24 protein-coding genes, 1 tRNA gene and 1 pseudogene are annotated in these 20,382 nt (G+C 67.0%); 20 read left to right on the top strand and 6 right to left on the bottom strand.

Going from position 1 to position 20,382, the window contains the following annotated elements; translation table 11 throughout:
- The first annotated feature begins 78 nt into the window (after positions 1-78).
- The 3 genes from FNH04_RS13530 (at position 79) to FNH04_RS13520 (ending at position 2,358) form a co-directional block, all read left to right on the top strand.
- A complete protein-coding gene (locus tag FNH04_RS13530) occupies positions 79-819 on the top strand; it encodes a GntR family transcriptional regulator (RefSeq protein ID WP_152783818.1) in 741 nt (246 codons plus the stop codon).
- Between the two features lie 283 nt (positions 820-1,102).
- Entirely contained in the window at positions 1,103-1,567 is a 465-nt protein-coding gene (locus FNH04_RS13525) for an ATP-binding protein (RefSeq protein ID WP_152783816.1), read from the top strand.
- Positions 1,568-1,629: 62 nt separating this feature from the next.
- Positions 1,630-2,358 (top strand): GntR family transcriptional regulator, encoded by a 729-nt coding sequence (locus FNH04_RS13520; RefSeq protein ID WP_152783814.1) that lies wholly within the window; start codon positions 1,630-1,632, stop codon positions 2,356-2,358.
- Between the two features lie 327 nt (positions 2,359-2,685).
- On the opposite strand, the gene FNH04_RS13515 is transcribed toward FNH04_RS13520, so the two are convergent.
- A complete protein-coding gene (locus tag FNH04_RS13515) occupies positions 2,686-3,249 on the bottom strand; it encodes a peptidoglycan-binding domain-containing protein (protein WP_152783812.1) in 564 nt (187 codons plus the stop codon).
- A gap of 450 nt (positions 3,250-3,699) precedes the next feature.
- Between FNH04_RS13515 and FNH04_RS13510 the strand changes: the two genes are divergently transcribed.
- The 11 genes and pseudogenes from FNH04_RS13510 to FNH04_RS13460 all read left to right on the top strand — a co-directional run bounded on the left by FNH04_RS13510 (position 3,700) and on the right by FNH04_RS13460 (position 10,072).
- Entirely contained in the window at positions 3,700-4,050 is a 351-nt protein-coding gene (locus FNH04_RS13510) for an SCO3933 family regulatory protein (protein WP_152783810.1), read from the top strand.
- 5 nt (positions 4,051-4,055) lie between these two features.
- Complete coding sequence (locus FNH04_RS13505; protein WP_322723009.1) at positions 4,056-5,429, top strand: FtsK/SpoIIIE domain-containing protein; 1,374 nt, start codon at positions 4,056-4,058, stop codon at positions 5,427-5,429.
- A 94-nt stretch (positions 5,430-5,523) separates the two neighbouring features.
- Positions 5,524-5,730 (top strand): hypothetical protein, encoded by a 207-nt coding sequence (locus FNH04_RS13500; protein ID WP_152783806.1) that lies wholly within the window; start codon positions 5,524-5,526, stop codon positions 5,728-5,730.
- 3 nt (positions 5,731-5,733) lie between these two features.
- A complete protein-coding gene (locus FNH04_RS13495) occupies positions 5,734-6,390 on the top strand; it encodes a DUF2637 domain-containing protein (RefSeq protein WP_152783804.1) in 657 nt (218 codons plus the stop codon).
- Between the two features lie 20 nt (positions 6,391-6,410).
- On the top strand, positions 6,411-6,602 hold the full coding sequence (locus tag FNH04_RS13490) for a hypothetical protein (RefSeq protein ID WP_228031345.1): 192 nt from the start codon (positions 6,411-6,413) through the stop codon (positions 6,600-6,602).
- Positions 6,602-6,793, top strand: coding sequence for a mobile element transfer protein (locus FNH04_RS13485; protein WP_152783800.1), 192 nt, complete (start codon positions 6,602-6,604; stop codon positions 6,791-6,793). Before FNH04_RS13490 ends, FNH04_RS13485 begins: the two co-directional genes overlap by 1 nt.
- Before the next feature lie 9 nt (positions 6,794-6,802).
- Complete coding sequence (locus FNH04_RS13480) at positions 6,803-6,997, top strand: hypothetical protein (RefSeq protein ID WP_322723008.1); 195 nt, start codon at positions 6,803-6,805, stop codon at positions 6,995-6,997.
- Between the two features lie 25 nt (positions 6,998-7,022).
- Positions 7,023-7,217 carry a SpdD protein gene (locus FNH04_RS13475; RefSeq protein WP_322723007.1) on the top strand — a complete coding sequence of 65 codons (195 nt, stop codon included), beginning with the start codon at positions 7,023-7,025 and terminating at the stop codon, positions 7,215-7,217.
- Positions 7,218-7,349: 132 nt separating this feature from the next.
- Positions 7,350-8,651, top strand: a complete 1,302-nt coding sequence (locus FNH04_RS13470; protein ID WP_152783798.1) for a replication initiator — start codon at positions 7,350-7,352, stop codon at positions 8,649-8,651.
- Positions 8,648-8,863 (top strand): excisionase family DNA-binding protein, encoded by a 216-nt coding sequence (locus tag FNH04_RS13465; protein WP_152783796.1) that lies wholly within the window; start codon positions 8,648-8,650, stop codon positions 8,861-8,863. The genes FNH04_RS13470 and FNH04_RS13465 overlap by 4 nt, the downstream gene beginning before the upstream one ends.
- Positions 8,863-10,072 (top strand): annotated as a pseudogene (locus FNH04_RS13460) (tyrosine-type recombinase/integrase). Before FNH04_RS13465 ends, FNH04_RS13460 begins: the two are co-directional and overlap by 1 nt.
- A 49-nt stretch (positions 10,073-10,121) precedes the next feature.
- Here FNH04_RS13460 and FNH04_RS13455 read toward each other — a convergent pair.
- Positions 10,122-10,195 (bottom strand) — tRNA-Gly (locus tag FNH04_RS13455).
- Between the two features lie 804 nt (positions 10,196-10,999).
- Between FNH04_RS13455 and FNH04_RS13450 the strand changes: the two genes are divergently transcribed.
- The 5 genes from FNH04_RS13450 (at position 11,000) to FNH04_RS13430 (ending at position 14,843) form a co-directional block, all read left to right on the top strand.
- Positions 11,000-11,509 (top strand): phosphoribosyltransferase, encoded by a 510-nt coding sequence (locus tag FNH04_RS13450; RefSeq protein ID WP_152783794.1) that lies wholly within the window; start codon positions 11,000-11,002, stop codon positions 11,507-11,509.
- A 631-nt stretch (positions 11,510-12,140) separates the two neighbouring features.
- Positions 12,141-12,872, top strand: a complete 732-nt coding sequence (locus FNH04_RS13445) for a helix-turn-helix domain-containing protein (RefSeq protein WP_152783792.1) — start codon at positions 12,141-12,143, stop codon at positions 12,870-12,872.
- 104 nt (positions 12,873-12,976) lie between these two features.
- Entirely contained in the window at positions 12,977-13,873 is an 897-nt protein-coding gene (gene thyA / locus FNH04_RS13440; RefSeq protein ID WP_152783790.1) for a thymidylate synthase, read from the top strand.
- Between the two features lie 8 nt (positions 13,874-13,881).
- Positions 13,882-14,388: a dihydrofolate reductase gene (locus FNH04_RS13435; RefSeq protein ID WP_152783788.1), complete on the top strand. Its 507-nt coding sequence runs from the start codon at positions 13,882-13,884 to the stop codon at positions 14,386-14,388.
- Complete coding sequence (locus FNH04_RS13430) at positions 14,385-14,843, top strand: HIT family protein (protein WP_322723006.1); 459 nt, start codon at positions 14,385-14,387, stop codon at positions 14,841-14,843. Before FNH04_RS13435 ends, FNH04_RS13430 begins: the two co-directional genes overlap by 4 nt.
- On the opposite strand, the gene FNH04_RS13425 is transcribed toward FNH04_RS13430, so the two are convergent.
- On the bottom strand, positions 14,821-15,696 hold the full coding sequence (locus FNH04_RS13425) for a deoxycytidylate deaminase (RefSeq protein ID WP_228031341.1): 876 nt from the start codon (positions 15,694-15,696) through the stop codon (positions 14,821-14,823). The two genes, FNH04_RS13430 and FNH04_RS13425, sit on opposite strands and share 23 nt — an antisense overlap.
- Positions 15,697-15,707: 11 nt before the next feature.
- Entirely contained in the window at positions 15,708-16,367 is a 660-nt protein-coding gene (locus FNH04_RS13420) for an adenylyltransferase/cytidyltransferase family protein (protein WP_152783786.1), read from the bottom strand.
- A 336-nt stretch (positions 16,368-16,703) separates the two neighbouring features.
- Here FNH04_RS13420 and FNH04_RS13415 point away from each other — a divergent pair, with 336 nt between their 5' ends.
- A complete protein-coding gene (locus FNH04_RS13415; RefSeq protein WP_152783784.1) occupies positions 16,704-17,747 on the top strand; it encodes a dCTP deaminase domain-containing protein in 1,044 nt (347 codons plus the stop codon).
- Between the two features lie 191 nt (positions 17,748-17,938).
- Here the strand turns inward: FNH04_RS13415 and FNH04_RS13410 are convergent, their stop codons facing one another.
- Positions 17,939-18,892 carry a Yip1 family protein gene (locus FNH04_RS13410; protein ID WP_322723005.1) on the bottom strand — a complete coding sequence of 318 codons (954 nt, stop codon included), beginning with the start codon at positions 18,890-18,892 and terminating at the stop codon, positions 17,939-17,941.
- Positions 18,893-18,998: 106 nt separating this feature from the next.
- Positions 18,999-20,382 (bottom strand): FG-GAP and VCBS repeat-containing protein (locus FNH04_RS13405; RefSeq protein ID WP_152783782.1); only part of this gene is annotated, 1,384 nt, incomplete at its 5' end.

The following is a 20,382-nucleotide window of genomic DNA, read 5'->3' as shown; positions in this document are numbered from 1 at the left end:
TACGGGGTCGAGGGTTGACCATTCACCCTATAGTGGCTAGAGGCCATAGCCACTTTGCGAGCATGGCGAGGAGGAGAGATGCCTCAGATCGAAGAGGCTCAGCCGAAGTATCTCCAGATCGCGCACTACATCCGTGATCAGATCCTTCGGGGTGACCTGCGGCCGGGGGACGAGGTTCCCTCTGAGCGGCAGCTGGCGGCGGACTGGAAGGTGTCCCGGCCTACTGCTGCGCGATCGTTGGAGGCGTTGAGCCATCAGGGGCTCGTCGAGAAGCGCCAGGGATCGGGCACGTACGTGCGGAGCCTGGAGGTCAACCGGCGGGCGCGTGAGTTGTACGGGCGGACCCGGCAGACCGGGAAGATCTACACGCCCGGTGAGTACGCGGTGATCACTTCGACCGGTTGGCTTGAGGCACCGGACCATGTCGCTGAGGGTTTGGGCCTGGTCAAGGACCGCCGGGCCGTGCATCGGCGCAGGGTGACCAACAACCAAGACGGGCCGATCACGCTGTCCACCTCGTGGTTCGCTCCGGATGTCGGCCAGCGTGCGCCGAAGCTCCTGGAGCCGGGGCGGATCCAGGAGGGGACGCTCATGTACGTCGAGAAGATGACGGGGCGTCAAGGCAGTTACGCCGAGGACCGCATGTGTGCTCGGAGCGCGACAGACGAAGAAGCCGCGGATCTCCAACTGGGTACTGGGGCGGCCGTCCTGATCGTTCACCACGTCGTCTTCGACCTGCAGGACCGGCCGTTGGAGTTCGCCGAAGCGACGTATCCCCCGCACCGTTGGGCCTTCGAGCAGGGCTATCCGCTCACCTGATGGTGTGGTGACTCCCGTCAGTTATGCCGAACGGGTTGCACCAAGTGGCTAATGCCACTATCCAGAAAGTGGCTAAGGCCACTTGGATCGGAAGGGGGCACGGGTGACGAGTCAGCGGCCGGACCAAGGCGCGCGTTCAACTTGCCGGGGTTGCCGGGGACGTGGGTGGAAGCGCGTCGGCTCTCGTACGGCACTGGCGCTCTTCACGGCCAACGACCGCCTCCGTGCCACATCGAAACGGCGCTGCCTCGACTGTGACGGCAGCGGCAAGGAGTGAGCGCGGATGGATGACTCCATCGATGGCCAGGAAGACCTCTGGACCGCACGGCTCGGAGCGATGACCTTGCATCCGGTGCCGGAGTCCGTACCTCGGGCCCGGCGCTGGTTCCGCAAGTTCATCGCGCACCACAACCCGGCCTGCTCGATCGACGACTGCGTGTTGATGATCTCGGAGCTGGTGACCAACGCCATCCTCTACGGGCGGGCGGACGAGACCTGGTTGGTGCGCGTTGAGTGGTATCGCGAGAAGACGTCTCTCCGGATCGAGGTGCACAATCCGGGCTTCCCGGCGAACGTGCACATGCGGCAACCGGACGCCAGCGACGCGCACGGACGTGGCCTGCTCCTGGTCGACTCCATCGCCGACTCGTGGCACTCCGGTCCCAGCCGCTTGGGTGGGACGGTCGTGTCCTTTGTGGTGGCCGACGCCTGGTCGCCGGATGAGAGCTTCGAGCCGATTCTGTTCTGACCGTCCGGATGCCGCTAGTCTGGTTGACCGGTTGACTTGGCCAATCTCGACAGGCGGCGTCCATGGCGTATGAAGTGGCGGCACCGAAGTATGTGCGCCTCGCGCAGACGATCCAGGGCCGCATCGAGGACGGCACCTATCCGCCGGGCACCAGGGTTCCCAGTGAGAACCAACTGGTGCAAGCCTTCGGGATGTCCCGCCCGACCGTCGTACGGGCGTTGGAGCTGCTGAAACGGGATGGCTGGCTGGAGTCCCGACAGGGGTACGGCACGATCGTGCGCGGACGTCCGGAAGTCGTCGAGCAGAAGGATCGGCGGGGCCGAGAGGCGTTGGAGCGCGACGAGTCGCGGGCCTCCGGACGCTTGGTTGAAGTCGGTGAAGTCCCTGTTCCGGTGCGCGTTGCTTCGGCGCTCGGGCTGCCGAAGCGGGCCAAGGTCCTGATGCGCCGGTTCCTGGTCGAGGCTGACGGCGAACCGGTTGAGCTGGTCTCGTCGTACTTTCCCGCCGGCCTGGTCGAGGGAACTGAGTTGGAGAGCTCCGAGGCTCTGAGTGGCAGCGTGCGTGAGCACATGGAGGCGCGCAAGAAGGTTCGCTTCGACCATGTCACGGAGCGGGTCTCGGCTCGCCTGCCGGGGAGTGGTGAAGCCGAACTGCTGGGCTTGCCGGATGGCGTGCCCGTGCTCAGCGTCCTGGTCATCGCATGCGATGCCTCCGGGCAGGCGCTGCAAGTCTCCGACGTGCTGCTTCCTGCCGATCGGCAGGAACTCGAAGACACCTACCGGCTCAGCTGACGCGCCAGGTGATCCGGCTGCGGCCTTCTGCGCAGCCACCGCTGACTGCTTCAGGAACGCGTTGATGTTCACGAGAACGGGCAGCACCCCCAGCCGCCACCCCATTGGACCCGGTGGTCCGTCATCTATCGCGAGCGAGCCCTCTGTCCCGGATGGCCTTTGGTACGTGGTTCCGTTAACCATGCGGGCACAGGCAGTGCTGGCGTGGCCGTCGCCTGTCACTCACCGGACATGCCGAAGGCCCCCATACAGGGGGCCTTCAACGCGCGGAGGGTCCCCGCCTCCCCTCCGGGAAAGGCGCTCTTGTTCCGCCTGAGGCAGGAGGTGTCAGCTGCAGGACTGGTAGTTGTAACCGGCCTTCCGCCAAGCGAAGTTGCGGTCCTCGAACTGATAGTTACCGTCCGGGTCGCGCTTCAGTTGGAAGTCGTGGATGTAGCCGTCGTACCACAGCCACAGGGTCTGACCGGGCCCAGTACTACCACTCGTTTGATAGAAGTTACGGTTCGCCCAGGCAAAGGTCTCCTTGCCGACCGACCCGTCGATGGCCAGACCGGCCCCGTGGCGTTCGGTTTCGAATTGCTGCCAGGCCCTGGTCGCGTTGTAGGTCTGGGTTCCGAAGACCCCGTCGACGTCCGAAAGAGAGCCGAGGTTCCCGTCTGCCCAGAGGATTTTCTGCCACAGGCACGTGGCGTTGGACGACGCGTGCGTGCCCCTAGACAGGATTCCTTCGTCGCCCCAGTCGTTGGTGTAGGCACCAGTCCCGTACACGTAGGCGAGGCCACTGTAAGTTCCGCTCGCCGCGGCCGGGGTGGTGCTCACGGCAAAGAGGGCGGCGGTCAGCGCCCCCACCGTGCACGCGCCCAGCTTGATGCGCTTTCTGTGCCAACTCATGAAGACTCCCGGATTCAGGCCCCCCGTTGGAGCCACTTTGCGCCATTAGACAGTCCTGAGGCCGAATCAATACGGTAAATTCGCGCCATAGATAGGTCATGTTCGCGCCAAACTTGACTGTGGTGTGTCAGAGTTGGGTCAGCTGGCGCCAGCGCTGTTCCCGCCGCGCTCACGTTCGGCACTCCGGTGAGCAGGAATGCGCATCCACTCGTCGGCCAAGAATCCCGGGAAGCGCCAGCGCCCGCAGGCCGGACTTGCAGTTTCGGTTGCTGAGCGCGGTGCTGTCTGCCCGTGTCGCGCTCCCCCCGTGCTGTTGCCTTCATGGTGCGCTTGAGGGGGTGGGCCGCTCGCTGGCCAAGCTACTTGACAAGTCAACCAGGCATCCCTAGTTCGAACTTGCTAAGTCAACTTGTCGGGTGGCAGGTTGATCGACTCAGAAGGAGAAATCTCTTGCGTGTGATACGCGTTGACGCCTCGTCCGCCACGATCCTGCTCACCGAAGCGCCGTCGCCGAAGGTGCGCGACCGGCAGACCGGTGAGATCGCCAAGGACGCCGTGAGCGGCGAGGCTCTGATGACGGTCGGAGTCGTCTTCATCGACGAAGGTGACTCGTCCCTGATCCAGGTCACCATTCCCGAGAGCGGTGTGACGGACGGACTGACCGTCGGTGCTCCGGTCTCGCTGCCGGGACTCATCGCCCGGCCCTGGGAGAGCGTGTTCAACGGCCAGCAGCGGCACGGCATCGCCTACCGAGCCACCGCCATTGCTCCGGGCGCCTTCCCGGTCGCTCAGGCGGGCTGATCGACGTGACGGACCTGGTGACGTGGGCCGAACTGGGCGGGTCGCTCGCTGCGATAGGCGGCGCGGCCTACGCCCGGCACGCCCACCCGGCGGCGTACTGGTCCGCGGTCGGGCTGCCGGTCTCGATGGCCCGGCTGCTGGCCTCGTACTCCTCGACCATGGACGCCTGCGGCCTGACGGTCGAGCCGTCCCGCTGGCGGGCACTGGCCGTCAAGGCGACCACTCGCCGTGAGGTTCGGCCGGTGCCTCCGCGTCGGGGCATGATCCGGCCCACCACGACCGGGCTGCGGTTCCGGCTTCGGCTGGCTCCGGGGCAGGAACCGGCGGACGTGGCGGCCTCGGCCGAACGGCTGCGGCACGCCTGGGGTGTTCACGCCGTGTACGTCCGGGACGTCAAGCCCGGCGTCGTGGAACTGCGGCTCGTCGGCTTCGACGTGCTGCGGAAGGTGCGGATGCCGCGCCGGGTCGACGCTGGTCCGCTCCGGGTGCCGGTGGCTCTGCGGGAGGACGCGACCGCCTTTGTACGGGACTACCAGGCCGTTCCCCATGAACTCGTGCTCGGCGCCACGCTCTCGGGCAAGTCCATGTACCTGCGGAACCTGCTTACCGGGCTGGCCGCTCAGCCAGTGGTGCTCGTGGGGATCGACTGCAAGCGCGGTGTGGAGCTGGCCCCGTTCGCGCCCCGGCTCTCGGCGCTGGCGACCGACCCCGAGCAGGCGGCCCATCTGCTGCCCGTGCTCGTGAAGGAAATGGAGGACCGATACGACCTGATCAAGGCCCGGCAGGGCATCGCACCCGGCACCCCGGACGAGGAGATCACCTCGGACATCTGGGGCCTGCCGGAGGACGAACGTCCCGCGCCCGTCGTGCTGTTCGTCGACGAGGTGGCCGAACTGTTCCTCGTCGCCACGAGGAAGGAGGAAGAACGGCGGGACGAGATGGTCACCCAGCTCATCCGGCTCGCCCAACTCGGCCGCGCGGCCGGCATCTACCTGGAAGTGTGCGGCCAGCGGTTCGGCGCCGAGCTGGGCAAGGGCGCGACCATGCTCCGGGCCCAGCTCACCGGCCGGGTCTGCCACCGCGTCAACGACGAAGCCTCCGCCAAGATGGCGCTCGGCGACATCGCCCCCGAGGCGGTCTACGCGGCCTGCGCCATCGCCCCCGAACTGCCTGGCCTCGCCGTCGTCGGCGACACGTCCGGCGGCTGGTCCCGCATCCGTACCCCGTACCTGTCCCTCGGCGACGCTGCGGCCACCTGCCGCGAGACGGCAGACCTGGCCCCGGACGTACCGGCGCTCACTCCCTTCCGGCCGTACGTCCCGCCCGTGCCGGTGAAGGCCTCCGAGCCGCTGGCCGCCCCGCACCCGGTCACCGAGTAACCGAACCCGACCCGCTCCACGGTCGGCGCTGCCGCTCAGCGCCACGTCCCTACCCCCGCCATGCCCGAAACCGACCGAAAGGACGTGAAGCCCAATGTCCCATCGCCCCACGATCGACGAGATCGCGGCCTTCCTCGCAGACCTCAAGGCCCTCTGCACCATCGGCGGCAATCCCGCCGAACTGGCCGACCGCAAGGCCGACTTGCTGGAACGCATCTCGGACGCCATGCCCGGCGACCAGGAGGCGGCCGACGTCGCCCATACCGCTCGCGTGGTAGCCAATGAGGCTCGGGAGCGATGAGCGATGCGTACGAGCCTGGTCCGCGCCGACCCCGTACTGATCCAGGCAGCCATCGCCGCCGCGCTCTCCTTCGCCCATCTGCACGACCTCGCTGCGGCGGCCGGGCAGGACGGGTGGAAGGCGTGGGCCTACCCGATCAGCGTTGACCTGCTGCTGGTCGCCGCCTGGCGACGGCTTCGCTCCGGCACACCGAAAGCCGGGGCCTGGTGCTGGTTCCTGGTCGCACTCGCCGCGAGCCTCGGCGCCAACGTCGGCACCGCCGGACTGCTCGACCTGGACGACGTACCGGCCTGGCTGCGCATCCTCGTCGCCGGGTGGCCCGCGGTCGCCTTCCTCGGCGGCACCCTGCTCGCCCACGGAGCACCGGAGCCGACCGAGACTCCGGCGGAGTCCACCGAACCGGCCTCGACGGCCACGGAGCCGGAACCGACTGCCGAAGAAGTCGAGCCGCCCTCGGCAGTCGCCGAACTACCCGCCGCCGAACCGGCCTCGGCTTCGCCCTCACCGTCCCCCGTTTCACCCGCGCTCGTCACTCTCGCCCGCAAGGTCGCCGACGAACACCGCACCCGCACCGGAACCGACATCGACACCTCGACGCTTCGCGCCCGGCTCGGCGTCCCGATGCCGCTCGCCGAAGCCATCGCCACTCAACTCACTTGACCCCCGGAGGGCTTTCCCCCGTGCGCTCGTCCACGCTCCGCGCGCTCAACCGCGCCGCCGAGCTGACCCGACAGAACCGTTTCACCGAAGCCGTGCTCATCGCCGAACCGGTGATCCTCACCGCCGACCTCGACGAGGGCGACGAGATCCGCCGCTGGCTCGTCGCCCACGTCACCGACTTCACCGGCCAGACCACGAAGGAGACGCCCTGATGGCCGCCAACCGCCGCTTCCGCCGAGTCGTCCGCATAGGCCCCGTCCAGGTCGCCACCTACTACGACGGCCGGGGTCGCGAGAAGCACACCGCCGCCTGTACGGCTCCGCGCTGCGGCTTCTCCACGGACTACGACAGCCGCGCCGCCGCCGAGCTGGCCGCGCGTACCCATCGCTGCCCTGCCCGCTGAGGAGAACCAGTGACTGTCTCTCTGCCGCTCGTCTTCGTCCTGGGCGTCATCGCCTGGGCCGCGATCAAGTTCCTTGGCATCCGCCTCTGGGTCGCTGTCGTGATCGCCCTGTTCGGCTTCTGGCTCTCGCACACCTTCCTCGCCCCGGCCATCGAGTCCGGCACCCGCTCCGGGGTCGGTGTCGTCAACGGCACCGGCGACTGAGCCCCGACCGACAAGGAGTCCCGCCGTGTTCCGCCCCAAGCTGCCCGACACCCCGCACGTCCCGAGCATCACCACACACATCCCGCAGGATCACGCCCCGGCACCTTCCGCCGGCCGCCCGGTCACCCCGTACATAGGGGTCGGCGTCGGCGCGGTCGCCGCCGTGGCCATCGCCGCCGTCGTCCTGCGCTCCCTCGTCAACGGCGCCAACAGGCGCTGACCGGCCGCCGGGGCGGCAACAACGCCGCCAAGCATCCCGCCGCCCCGGGGCCGTCCCTCCCAACCGCCGAAACAGCCGAAAGGAACGACCATCATCACCCGGCAGACTCCGCCCCCGCTGGCGGAACTCTCCATGCTGGCCTCTCTCGGCACCATGCCCGAGCTGGCCCGCCAACTCTCCGGCCTGGGTGGCTGCACCAGCCCTGTACGCCTCGACGGCCACCGCACCGAGTACGAGGTCAACCAGACGACCGGTGAGATCGGCCGAGTCCTGCGTCACCTGGACTCCGCCACCCTCCCCGCCGGTCAACTCCTCGTCCGCTGCAACAACCGCCGCGCCACCCGCTGTGCAGCCTGCGCCGAGACATACCGCCGCGACACCTACCACCTGATCACCGCCGGACTGCGCGGCGGCAAGGGCACCCCCGAACAGGTCGCCACGCCCCCGCGCGTCTTCGCCACCTTCACCGCCCCGAGCTTCGGCCCGGTCCACAACCGCCCCTCCAGCGGGCGGCCCTGCCGCTGCGGCACCCGCCACGACGAAACGGACCCCGCCCTGGGCACACCCCTCGACCCGGACACGTACGACTACGAAGCGGCCGTGCTCTGGAACGCACACGCCGGGGCCCTGTGGCGGCGCTTCTCCATCTACCTGCGCCGTGAGGTCGCCAAGCTGGCCGGACTCACTCAGCGCGCTTTCCGCCACCACGCGCGTGTGTCCTTCGCCAAGGTCGCCGAGTACCAGAAGCGGGGCGCCGTCCACTTCCACGCGGTCATCCGCATCGACGGTCCGGCGGGAGGCGACACCGCCCCTCCCGCCTGGGCAACGGCCGAGCTGCTGACCGACGCGATCCGCTCCGCCGCCACCGCCGCTCGCGTCAACGGACCGGAGGTCGACGGCCGCGCTCACACCTTCGCCTTCGGCCGCCAGCTCGACGTCCGGACCATCCGCTCGACCGACTTCGACGGCGGCCAGGAACTGACCGAGCGTGCCGTAGCCGCGTACATCGCCAAGTACGCCACCAAGGGCGCCGAGACCGCGACAGGCACCCTGGACCGGCCGATCCGCTTCCTTGCCGAGCTGGCACAGGCCCGGATCACCGACCATGCCCGCCGCATGATCCGCACCGCCTGGACCCTCGGCGCACGCCCCGAGCTGGCAGACCTCCGCCTGCGGGCCTGGGCCCACATGCTCGGCTTCCGCGGCCACTTCTCCACCAAGTCCCGCCGCTACTCCACCACCCTCGGCGCCCTGCGCGACGCACGCGCCGAATGGCGCCGCGCACAAGCCGCACCACCCACTCCGCAGGACGGCGGAACCACCCTCGTCCTAGCCCACTGGGTCTTCGCCGGAACCGGCCTCAGCGCCGGTGAGCAGTGGCTTGCCGCATCCCTTGAACCCGCCCCCGGAACGGAAGGAGAGCCGACCGCATGAACGACCGCTGTCTGTCCGTCGACCAGGTCGCCGAGCTGCTGGGCACGACCACCCGCTTTCCTCGGCGGCTCATCGAGGAGCGGCGGATCCGGTACGTGAAGGTCGGCCGGTACGTCCGCATCCCGGAGAGCGCGGTTCAGGAGTACATCGCTGCACGCACGGTGGAGCCGCTGCGGCGGCCTCGTGCTCGTTACGGAAGGGCTGCTGCCTGATGGCCAACAGCAAAGGCAGGCGGCGCCGTTTCGGGGCGATCAGGCGGCTTCCCTCCGGCCGCTACCAGGCGCTACCCGGGGCCTGACGGCGTGATGCGCCCGGCTCCCGTCACCTTCGAGACCACGGCGGACGCGGACGACTGGCTTGCTGAAAAGCAGACGGAGATCCGTCGTGGCGAGTGGCGTGACCCGGAGGCCGGGGCCGTGAGCTTCCGTGCCTACGCGGACAAGTGGGTGGAGGAACGGGAGTTGGCGCCACTGTCCCAGGATCTCTACCGCTACCTCCTCGACAAGCACCTGTTTCCCCTCGCCGAGTTGGACTTGGACGAGATCACTGCTCCGCGCGTCCGCGAGTGGCGGGCCGATCGGTTACGCACCACAGGCGCCAAGACGATCACCGCCAAGGCATACCGGCTCCTCAAGGCCATCATGGAGACGGCCGTGGACGACGAGCTGATCACGCGCAACCCGTGCCGGATCAAGGGCGCCGGTAAGGAGAAGGCTGCCGAGCGGCGCATCGCCACCGTCGCCCAGGTCGACGCGCTCGCCAACGCCGTGGGGATGAGGTGGCGGCTCATGGTCTACCTCGGCGCGTACGGTCCGATGCGGCCGGAAGAGCTGGCCGGCCTCCGTCGCCGGGACGTCGACCTCGACAACCTGCGCGTTCGCGTTCGTCTCGCCGAGCCGGAACGGATGAACGGGCGGCGCGTCCAGGGCGACACCAAGTCGGAGGCCGGAACCCGGACTGTGATTTTTCCCGCCTTCCTCCACCGGGAGCTCCGCTGGCACCTGGAGAGCTATGCCGAGCCGGGCCCCGATGGGCTGCTCTTTGTCGGCGAGAAGGGCGCTCCCTTCCGGCGCAGCACCTTCGGGCGGAGGTGGCGGAAGGCGCGGGAGATCGTCGGCATGCCCGAGGGCTTCCGGTTCTACGATCTTCGGCACACCGGGCACACCCTCTCCACGCGCTCCGGCGCCACGCTCAAGGACACGATGGTCCGCGCTGGCCAGTCATCGGAGAAGGCGGCGCTGATCTATCAGCACTCCGACGACGAGCGGCAGCAGGAGGTGGCTGCCGGGCTCGACGCGACCGTACGCAAGGCACGCCAGGAAGCGCAGAGGCGAGCACAGGAAGCTGCGGCCGTGCCAGAAGAAGAGACAGCCGACCCAGGCGATCAACGTTCTGGCACGAATCTGGCACGCGACCGCTGATCACGACGGACAGCAAAAAGGCCCGGGTCTCTGACCTGGGCCTTAGTCGTGGAGCGGGTGACGAGAATCGAACTCGCGCTCTCAGCTTGGGAAGCTGATGTTCTACCATTAAACTACACCCGCGTAAGACGCCGGTCGGAACCGGTGTCGGAACGCTCCGTTACTCTACCTCATGTCGGGCCCCCGGTGCTGAAGCCGTTGGGGTCCGTGTCTGTTCCGGGGGGTGGGCGGGGCTGCGTCCGGCGGGAGTTGGGGCGTACGGTGAGGGTAGGGAAGAGGGCCCGCGCCGGGGCGGAGTGCCGCCTGGAGGGTCGTCCCTTTCATCCCGTAATGTGGCTTTGTCGTCAGGTCATCAACAGCCAGACGCGGCTCTTTGGGGAAGGGACTCTAGGACTTGATGGAACGCACCGTCGTCCGCTGTGCCGATGGGCACGTGTTCAGCGCATCTTCGTTCCCGATGCAGCAGGCCGAGCGACTCGGCCCCGGCCGGTTGATCCGCTGTCCGCGGTGTGCCCGGTTGCGCAGCGTCGTGCCGGTGGAGCTGGAGAAGCGGTAGATAGCGCGGCAGTGAAGGAGTGAGCAGGCGCGTGGGCCGTCCTGATTCTGGGCGGTCCGCGCGCCTTGCGTATTCTCGGGGCGTGCTTCTCTCAGACAAGGGTCTCCGGGCCGGGATCGACGCCGGTCGGGGACGGATCGATCCGTACGAAGAAGGCATGGCGCGGCCGTCGAGTGCCGACGTGCGGCTCGAGGGGATGTTCCGGCGTTCGAGAATCGCCGGTACCGGCATGCCGATCCGTCCATCGAGCCGGCGGATCCGACAGGGCTCGGCGAGACCGAGGGGGACGAGCCGTTCGTTCTCCGTCCCCGGGTCGGCCGCCTCCAGGTCGCACCTCAGCTTCCCTCGGACCAGGGTTTGAGGGCGTGAGCATGTCCCAGACGCGTGAGAACCTCACGTACGAGGCGTTCGGTGTCGCCGTTCGCGAGCTCGCCCAGGCCATCGCCGACGACGGGTACGAGCCCGACGTCATCCTCTCCATCGCCCGTGGGGGTGTCTTCGTCGCGGGTGGGCTCGCCTATGCGCTCGACTGCAAGAACATCCACCTCGTGAACGTGGAGTTCTACACGGGTGTGGGGACCACCCTCGACATGCCCGTCATGCTCGCGCCGGTGCCCAACGCCATCGACTTCTCCGACAAGAAGGTGCTCATCGCGGACGACGTGGCGGACACGGGCAAGACGATCAGGCTCGTCCATGACTTCTGTCTCAAGACCGTCGCCGAGGTGCGGTCCGCCGTCATCTACGAGAAGCCGCAGTCGCTGGTGAAGTGCGAGTACGTCTGGAAGCGGACGGATCAGTGGATCAACTTCCCGTGGAGTGTCCTGCCGGTGGTGCGTAGGGCGGGGGAGCCGGTCACTCCTTCCGAAGAAGCGCTCTGACCTGCAGGGACTCGTGCCGGGTGCGACGGTACGAGGAGCTGAGTGGAAAGTCGTCGACTTTTAGGAGACGACATCTCCTCATCTCCCCGCCGGAACCGGCAGGCATTCGGCACGCCGGTAGCGGTGTTGGTCGTGCTTCCGCTTCACTTTGGGCCATGGAGCTTCAGCGTATGTGTGCGTGGGACGCGAGCCACCACAAGTCCGACAGTGCGTCCGCGCGGGGCGAGTGCGCCTGGGCCGCGCCATGCCCCAACCCCGCAAAGTGGAGTGTCCTCGTCACGGATGCCGGCGGCGACAGCTGGTGGGCTGTGTGCGCGGAGCATGCCGCCACGTCGTCCGTGCTGTGACAGCCGCGGGGCTCCCCGGTGGATTGTCGAGTGGTCCGCGTGGAACTGACGGCCGCGGAAGAGGCGAGCCTGCAGGCCGGGTGACCTGCGGTGCTGCGCATTCTCCGGACGTGTCTCCGGGCGCTATTGGGAGCTCGCCGGCTCCTTACCTCCGGAAGATCTATCCGGGTCCCACGCTCCCTCGGTAGCCGAGCAGAAGGAGTTACGGCCGCGTGCCCTTGTGCAGAGTAGGGCAGAGTAGGCTGGGGCGGCCCACCACAGTACAACACGATGGAATTCCACCCATGCCCCTTCCTGATCACCCGCCTTCAATTGTCCAAGAGGCGAACTGCTATCCCCTTGACGCATATCTTGCATCTGCTCTCACCGGATTGAATTCCAGCGAGCGGGATCAGTTGTTTGAGGTTTCGGATGCGGTCGCTGAGGTCTGCGCCCGCAACGGTGTTCGGCTCTACGAGCCCCGGAAGGTGACGGATCCGGTTCACCACAGCACCGTTCCGGACGTGGAAGTGTTCCGGATGGATCGCCATCGGGTCATCGGGTCCGACCTTCTCATCTATCTTGCCCATCACCCCAGCACCGGCGCGGGACAGGAAATCGTCTTCGCTCAGGAAGCGATCGTCCCCATTGTGGTGGTCGCCCATCTCACAACGAGGCTGAGTCGCATGGTCACCGGTATTCCGGGACCGCTCCATCTCGTGCGGTACGATTCCCTGGCAGAGCTCAAGGAGCAGCTTGACCAGGTGATAGTCGAATTGAAATCCACACTGCTGCAGCGCAAGAAGGTCATACAGGATCTCGAGAGCCATCACGTGGGTACCCGGATCCGCGAGCTTCGCATACAGCGGGGAATGACCCACCAGCAGGTCACGGAATCGACCAGGATCCCGAACGCCTTCAGCGTGGGGCAGCTGAAGGAGTGGGAGCAGAGCAGTGATCGGCTGAACAATCTCAGCCTGACCCTTCTGCGAGAGATCGCGTTCGCCCTGCGAGTCGATGTGAAGGACCTCGTCTGAGAGCCGTGTGACGAGAGCAGTTCAGTGAGCGCCGGATCTCCGACCGCCGGCGTGATGTCGCCTCACGGGCCTCAGACCTTCTCAAGGCAAGGAACGGAAGACTTTTGCAGTACGTTGCATATGCTGAGCGTGAACCGGATTCGCAGTACCGCACGATCCTGAGCGCTGTTCTGGAACATGGCGCCCCGGTGCCCACGCGTCAGGGCCCCCGTGCCCTCACTCTCATGCAGCAGACCATGCAGTTCGATCTTGCGAACGGGTTTCCGGTCATCACGGACCGGAGTGTGGCCAGGTTCTGGCGCAAGCCCATCGGGGAACTGTGCGCCTTCATCAACGGGGCGACCACTCTTGATGAACTGGCTGAATTCGGGTGCGACTGGTGGGACCCGTGGGCGAGTGAAGCGAAGACGTCGCGACGTGGGCTGCCCCCGGGAGATCTGGGCCCCGGATCCTACGGTGGAGCCTTCGCCAGTTTCCCCACCAGCGAGGGCAAGGGATTCGATCAGTTCAAGCACCTTGTCGAGCAGCTGATCGAGCTTCCGGGCGACCGTACACACTTCGTCAGCCCCTGGATTCCTCAGTACCAGATTCGGGGCGAGGGCAAGGTCCCGCAGACCACCATTTCTCCGTGCCATGGATGGGTCCATGTCCGAGTGATCGACGGACGCCTCCATCTGCACATGTTCCAGCGCTCAGGGGACGTTCCGGTGGGCGTTCCTTCCAACATGATCCAATACGCTGCTCTTCTCCTTATGCTGGAGCATCTGTCGGGTATCCCGGCAGCCCGCTATTACCACACCATCTCGGATGCGCATATCTATGAAGACCAGGTGGACAGCGTAAAGCTGATGCTGGACAGGGAACCGCGCCGACTGCCCACGGTAACGCTCAATGAGCAGGGGCTAGGGGTGACCGACATCCATGGATTCCGAGGGGAACACTTCGATCTGTCGGACTACGACCCCCACCCGGCGATCGGCTCCATTCCGGTGGCGACGTGATCAGGTCCTTGATCGTAGCCGCTTCGGAGAACGACGTCATCGGACGTGAGGGGGATCTGCCCTGGCACATCCCCGGGGATCTGCGCCACTTCAAAAGGCTGACCCAGGGGCATGTCGTGGTCCTGGGGCGGCTCACACACGAATCCATCGTCGCGCGCCTGGGAGGACCTCTCCCCGGTCGCACGAGCGTGGTGGTAAGCCGGTCGACCCCCTCGGCGTCATCCGATGTCCATTGGCGGCCTTCGGTTCCCTCTGCCCTGTCGCTGGCTGTGGAGCTGGAGGAATCCGCGGGGAAGAGCGAAGTCTTTGTGATCGGCGGGGCGTCGATCTACACGCAGGCACTCCCCACCATCGACCGGATCTACCTGACTCGTGTGCACGCGCACGTGGAAGGCGACAGCAGAATGCCACCGGAATGGTTGAAGGGTTTCGCGCTCACGTCGGAGCTTGATGGGCCCGCCGGTCACTCGGCATTTGCCCACTCGTTCCTGCAGTTCGAAAGGGAGAAGGCGTGAGCCTGTACTACTTCGGCAATGCTCGCACTGCCGAGCAGGCGGCAGAGATGCGGCGCCTCGACGGCCTGGGGATCTGCCTCTTCTGCCCGGACGTGATCCGTCGGCACGAGAAGCAGAAGATTCTCTGGGAAACCGAGGAGTGGATTGTCACGCCGAATGAGTTCCCGTACGCGGGAGCCCGGCTGCATCTGCTGCTGATCCCGAAGCGGCACGTCACCGATTTTGTCGACCTGTGTGCAGAAGCCCGTGATGACTTCTGGGAAGTCCTGGCATCTGTGAAACGTGAATACGCTTTGGATCACTATGGCCTGGGTGTACGCAACGGGGACTGCAGGTACACAGGCGGGACCATACGGCACCTGCATGTCCATGTGCTGGTCGGCGAAGGCGAGGAGTCCCCAGCCGATGAGTTCACGCCGATCCGGATGAAGCTCAGCTCGTCTCCGCACCGATGACAGGCTCGGGTTCCATGTCGACCCAGATCAGCTCGATGTCTCCCGCGCGGAGGATGGTCTCACCGTCGAGCATCGAGTACGGACCCGCGAAGAAGCACCGCCTGAACCCTGCCTCGACCACGATCCGTGCACAGGAGGGGCAGGGGAACGTGCTCACGTACAGATCCGCACCGGCCAGACTCAGGCCGTCGCGCGCGGCCCGGGCGACCAGGGACGCCTCCGCGTGAATGGCCGTGGAAAGATCCGGCCGTACTCCTCGGCTGAACTCGTTCCTCGGATCGCCGTCGATATAGGGCGCGTACTCGGTCGGGTGGTGATGGTTGTAGGACGCCTTGAGTACCTGGCCGTTTCGCGCCGCCACGGCGCCCACCTGGCGCCACCAGTCCGAGCTGCGCTGTGATTCTCTTCGTGCCTGGTCCAGGAAGGTCCGGTCCAGGACGGCACGCGAAACACTGCCGTCGAAGTGGGCGGGCTTTCCCGCACGACTCCATTCCCGGTCCCAGCGCAGGAATGTGGAGTCGAAGTGGCAGGTGACCTTGGACGGGAAGTCCGGCATACCGGCCAGCGTGTGCATTATTTCTTCGTCGGGCAACACGACGACATCGCCGAAGACGGCGTCCGGGATGTCCGCCGGCTCGATCAACCGCACACGAGGCCCATGGGCGATCATGCGCACGTATTCGACCGCACGTTCCGGGCTCAGCGCCCGGATCTCCTTGGTGAGGCTTCGGAAGACACTCGCGAACCCGCTGCCCAGAATCAGAATCTCATCCGAGTCCGCATGACGGGACAGGAACGCTTCGTACCCGGCGTGCACTACGGGCAGGTACAGAATCGTCTGCTTCAGAGGCATTCCCGGTCCTTCTAGCAGGGCTTGCCCGTGGACTGGCTCTCCGGAACCCCAGCCTCTGGAATGCCGGCCGAGCCCCCTTCGCCCATGTCGCTTATTCCCAGCTGGATTCGCCGTAGCCGTGCCGACGTGCTGACTGTCGCCATGCGCTCCAGCACTTCGACTCGTCCACAGTAGTTCTTCTGGAGCTCAGTGATCTCGTCAGGTTTGTAGGTGTCCGCCGTGGCCACGAGCACATCCGGACGGACGGCTTCGATCAGGCTCCAGCGGGGGTGTTCGGTCTGCTTCAGGGTGACGAGGCCGACCCCCCGCTGGTGGGTGACCATACGGAGGCGTTCCATCTCCGGTACCGCCGGACGATTGCGGCCCTTGCGCAGCCGGATCTTCTCGTCACTGTCGAGGCCGACGATAAGGAAGTCGCCGAACTTCCTTGCCGCTTCGAGATACATCGAGTGGCCTTCGTGGATGATGTCGAACGAGCCACTCGTCAGGACGACCCGCATTCCTAGAACACGGAGCGCCTCCACTATGTCCGTGATGCGCTCGTACTTCTCGACGAAACGCATCTCGAAATTGGACTCGTCCGCGAAGAGACCTTTTCCGAAGAATGGTTCCTCTTGGATCAGGCTACTGGTCCGGTCGCGGCGCTCGAAGCTGCTGGGCATGCTGCTCATGGCCTCACATTCGTGCTCATCAAGATCATTTTGCCTGCCCTCACCCTATAGGCAACCACTCGATGGTAGCCGTTGGCCGGGTGGGGTGGATCGAGACGAGAGTGAACATCCCGCGACGGGCACGCTCACGTCTCGGCGGGGCTCGCGGGGGGCGGCTCCTCGGCGCACTGCTCGATACGGCCGGGCACCCCTCGATACAGCTGGCACCGCTCGATACGGCGGGCGGTCGCTGACGCCGATCAGTGATCTGTGGCACCGTCAAACTCCTTCCGTGGAAGGCGGCTTCCCCGTAGGGTGTCGCGCTTAGGGCTGAGGGGTTGAGGGGAAGACATAAAGATGGTTTCTGAGAACGATCGGCGTGAACTGCGTCCGGGCTGCCTTCTCTCGCAACAGGATCTCCTCAAGGAGCTGGAGACTTCGGAGCGTATCTTCCGGGCGGGGTCATGGAGCGGAGAGAAGCTGCTCGGAGCCGGATACTCTGTTCGGCTCGGCGATGATCTCCTTGTTATCCCCGACCGTCCTGGTGATTCCAGGTACACGGCGATCAGGGGCGACAATGTTGTGCCAGAATTCACACTCGCGCCGGGAGACACCGCTCTCATATCCACGATCGAGAAGTTCTCGTTCGATTTCGATATCACGGCCACCATCGGTGACAAATTCGGCCTTGCGGCCAGGGGGTTGCTCGTCCTCCATGGATCGGCGGTCCACCCCGGCTACGGCCGGGAGCGTGACGAGGAAAGCGGGATCTGGACGCCGAAGCGCGATGAGCGCCTTTACTTCATCGTGGCGAACGTCGGGCCCGACAGCATCACCATGCGGAAGGGCGACACCATCGCGTATCTGCAGTTCTTCGATGTCGAGCGCGTTCAGGAGAAGCCCGTCGTCAATCTGGGTTTCGATCATCTGAGCAGACTCTTCCGAGCGGACCACCACGCGGAAGACGGTGGGCTGTCCTACTTCAGGAACGTCAAGGACCTTCGCTCCGAGGTGGAGAGCGAGCGCCGCCGGATCGACGAGCGGATCTCCGAGACGGAGCGGAAGGTCGAGAACAACCACACGGAGATGGAGCGTCGGATCACCGACACCCAGACCGCCGTGGACAGGCTGAGCAACACCAGCAACATGATCGTCGTCTTCGGGGTCTTCCTGATCGCCGCCACTCTCCTGGGGGTGGTGCTGGTGATGCTGGGAGAGCTGATCGACGAACTCTCGGCCGGTATGGCCGTGTGGAAGCTCGCGGTGATCGGCGGCCTGGGAGTTCTGTACGCGCTGGCGACCGTCACAGGTGTCTGGCTGGTGGCCAGGGCGGCGAACAAGGCCGTACTGGGGAGGACGTCGGGGGACGGCGCCGGTGGTCGGAGCGGCGCCGGACAGTGACACCGAGTGCGGTGCCCGGGGCTGCCGAGAGCGCCGCACGCGCATCAGGACACACGCAGGACACGCGCATGCGGGCACACGCAGGACACGCGCATGCGGGCACACGCAGGACACGGGTATGAGGACACGCGCATGAGGAAGGGGCTCACAGCGGTCTGCTGTGAGCCCCTTCGCACGGCCTGCCGGACGTACTAGAACGTCCCCAGCTTGATGAGCGACAGGATCGCCACCAGCTGGATCGCCGAGGCGCCCAGTGCCTTCGGCCAGGGGAGGTCGTGGGACTTGGAGACCATGAGGGTCAGCAGGGCGCCCGCGGCGACCCAGGTGGCCCAGCCGAGGATCTGGACGAAGGAGGCGTCGCCGCCCGCGAACATGGCGACCACCAGGCGCGGTGCGTCCGTGATGGACATGATCAGCATGGAGAGGCCGGCCGTGGGCTGCCAGGCGCCGTTGCCACCGAGCTGGCGGGCCAGGGTGTGGGTGACCACGCCCAGGATGAAGAAGCTCACGACCATCGCGACCGCCGTCGTCAGGACGATCGGGATCGCGTTGGACAGCGTCGCGTTGATCGCGTCCTCGCGGGCCGTGTCGAAGCCGAAGACGGCGAGCAGGCCGTAGAGGAAGGTGACGATGAGGGCGGGGGCCCACATCGTGTAGTCGCGCATCACGAGGAAGGTGCGACCGGGCGACATCACGATGCCGCGCAGCAGCTCCTTCCAGTGCAGGCGCGGGCCCGCCGGCGGGGCCGAAGCCTGGCCGGCGTGGTAGGTGTCGCCCTGGCTGTACGGTTCGTCGCCGACCGTGAACGCCTGGGTGTGCCCCGGGTTGTTGGCCGCGTACGGGTCGTGTGCCTGGGGGTGGCCATGGCCACCGTCACCGAAGTACTCCGGCTCGCCGTGGTTCCCATGGTTTCCGTGGTTCCCATGGTGCCCGCCGCCCGTCTGCGGCCAGCCCGACTGGCCGCCGGGGCCGCCCTGGCCGCCGTACGGCTGACCGCCGCCGTACTGAGGTTGCTGCGGCGCCTGCGGGTAGCCGTACGACGGGCCGCCCCGGGGGGCCTGCTGTCCCTGTCCGTACGGAGGGTTGTGCGGTCGCGCTTGAGGAGCGCCGTTGTTCCGGCCGCGTCCGATCCTGAATCCAGCCACGTCTTCGAACGTACCTGCTCCCGGAGTGTGACGTACTGGGCATGGGGCAACGGCCCGGCATTGCTGCCGAGCTGTGACATCCCCTAAGGGCCGAATGGGGGCTGACTCAGTGGCTGTTCAGGGTTTGGCCGTAGGAGAGTGCCGTTGACGGGGAGGGGAGGCCCAGACGGGTGGGAGTGAGGGCGTAGGAGCCTTCGGCCGATGTGCCCGGGAGGACCCAGATCCCGCCCGACTTCGCGTTCTCTCCCGGAGCGCCGATCACCGTGTCCGGTTCGCCGTTGTGATCGTAGTCACCGGTCGCCACGGCCGCGCCGAAGGCGTCGCCCGCCTCCGCGAGGCCCGGGATCTTCGGGGTGCCCTGGTTGTACGCCACCGAGGTCGCCTCGCCGAACGGGTCGACCAGTCCGCCGGCGTGGCTCAGCAGCAGCGTGGCCGCGCCCGCGCCCGCCCGGTCGCCGATCGCCTCGCCGGGGGCGCCCGCGATCAGGTCGTCGCGGCCGTCGCCGTTCCAGTCGAGTACGGCGAGGGAGGCGCCGAAGCGGTCGCCGTCCTCGGCACGGCCGTACACGCCGACCGTGTCCTGGTTGAGGGTCTGCCGCCGTGCGCCGAAGCCCGAGGCGGCGCCGTAGTGGACGTGGATGCCGCCGCCCTTCGCGTACTCCTGCGGGCCGCACGGGTCGTCGATGTTCTCGTCTGCGATCTCCCGGCACTCGCCGAGGGCCAGGTCGTCGTACCCGTCGCCGTCGAAGTCGCCGGAGGCGAGCGCGGAGACGCCGGCGTTGTCGGTGTTCCAGATGTTGGCGAGGCCGGACTCCGCGGGGTCCCAGCTCCACAGGCGTACGTGCGACTGGGTGAACGGCTGGTTCATCGTCCAGTAGCCGACCGCCAGGTCCGCCGTGCCGTCGTTGGTGAAGTCGCCGGTGGTCAGGACGGGGGCGCGGCCGCCCATCGGGCCGGTGAAGACGGTGGAGCGGGTGCCGCCCTTCGGCGCCAGGACCACCTTGTCCGTCGCGCCGATCGCCAGGTCGGTCCTGCCGTCGCCCGTCAGGTCGGCCGCGGCCAGGGACTTTCCGTACGCCGCCGACGCCGACGGACCGCCCGCCGCCGTGGTGGCCGTGCCCAGGCCGCCCTTCACGCCCCGCAGTACGGCCACGGTGCCCGCGTTCGTGCCCGAGCCGGTGACGTCCTCGCCGGGGGCGCCGATCACCAGGTCGGCGACGCCGTCGCCGTCCGCGTCGGCCACGGCCACGGCGGCGCCGAAGCGGTCGCCCGACTCCGGGACGCCGGGGACGCCGGTTCTCGCCTGGCTGACGCGGGTGTTGCCATGGGAGCCGAGGCCATCGGGGCCGCCCCACACGACGTTGACGTATCCGGCCTTGGTCCTGCCGTCGACCGTGGCGTCCGGAACGCCGACGGCCAGGTCCGTGTAGCCGTCGGCGTTGAAGTCGCTGGAGGTGGGGGCGGGCGCGGCGGCGGAGGCGAAGGTGGTG

The sequence above is a fragment of the Streptomyces phyllanthi genome, from assembly GCF_009377205.1.
Lineage (GTDB): Bacteria > Actinomycetota > Actinomycetes > Streptomycetales > Streptomycetaceae > Streptomyces > Streptomyces phyllanthi.
This window is presented reverse-complemented; position numbering and strand designations above follow the sequence as displayed.

What these genes read in the sequence shown, in the direction of transcription:
- FNH04_RS13415 (WP_152783784.1), top strand. Translation starts at nt 16,704, where the DNA reads ATGGTTTCTGAGAACGATCGGCGTGAACTGCGTCCGGGCTGCCTTCTC.
- FNH04_RS13520 (WP_152783814.1), top strand. Translation starts at nt 1,630, where the DNA reads ATGGCGTATGAAGTGGCGGCACCGAAGTATGTGCGCCTCGCGCAGACG.
- FNH04_RS13525 (WP_152783816.1), top strand. Translation starts at nt 1,103, where the DNA reads ATGGATGACTCCATCGATGGCCAGGAAGACCTCTGGACCGCACGGCTC.
- FNH04_RS13465 (WP_152783796.1), top strand. Translation starts at nt 8,648, where the DNA reads ATGAACGACCGCTGTCTGTCCGTCGACCAGGTCGCCGAGCTGCTGGGC.
- FNH04_RS13420 (WP_152783786.1), bottom strand. Translation starts at nt 16,367, where the DNA reads ATGAGCAGCATGCCCAGCAGCTTCGAGCGCCGCGACCGGACCAGTAGC.
- FNH04_RS13500 (WP_152783806.1), top strand. Translation starts at nt 5,524, where the DNA reads ATGTCCCATCGCCCCACGATCGACGAGATCGCGGCCTTCCTCGCAGAC.
- FNH04_RS13450 (WP_152783794.1), top strand. Translation starts at nt 11,000, where the DNA reads ATGTCCCAGACGCGTGAGAACCTCACGTACGAGGCGTTCGGTGTCGCC.
- FNH04_RS13425 (WP_228031341.1), bottom strand. Translation starts at nt 15,696, where the DNA reads ATGCCTCTGAAGCAGACGATTCTGTACCTGCCCGTAGTGCACGCCGGG.
- FNH04_RS13445 (WP_152783792.1), top strand. Translation starts at nt 12,141, where the DNA reads ATGCCCCTTCCTGATCACCCGCCTTCAATTGTCCAAGAGGCGAACTGC.
- FNH04_RS13515 (WP_152783812.1), bottom strand. Translation starts at nt 3,249, where the DNA reads ATGAGTTGGCACAGAAAGCGCATCAAGCTGGGCGCGTGCACGGTGGGG.
- FNH04_RS13495 (WP_152783804.1), top strand. Translation starts at nt 5,734, where the DNA reads ATGCGTACGAGCCTGGTCCGCGCCGACCCCGTACTGATCCAGGCAGCC.
- FNH04_RS13470 (WP_152783798.1), top strand. Translation starts at nt 7,350, where the DNA reads ATGCTGGCCTCTCTCGGCACCATGCCCGAGCTGGCCCGCCAACTCTCC.
- FNH04_RS13485 (WP_152783800.1), top strand. Translation starts at nt 6,602, where the DNA reads ATGGCCGCCAACCGCCGCTTCCGCCGAGTCGTCCGCATAGGCCCCGTC.
- FNH04_RS13530 (WP_152783818.1), top strand. Translation starts at nt 79, where the DNA reads ATGCCTCAGATCGAAGAGGCTCAGCCGAAGTATCTCCAGATCGCGCAC.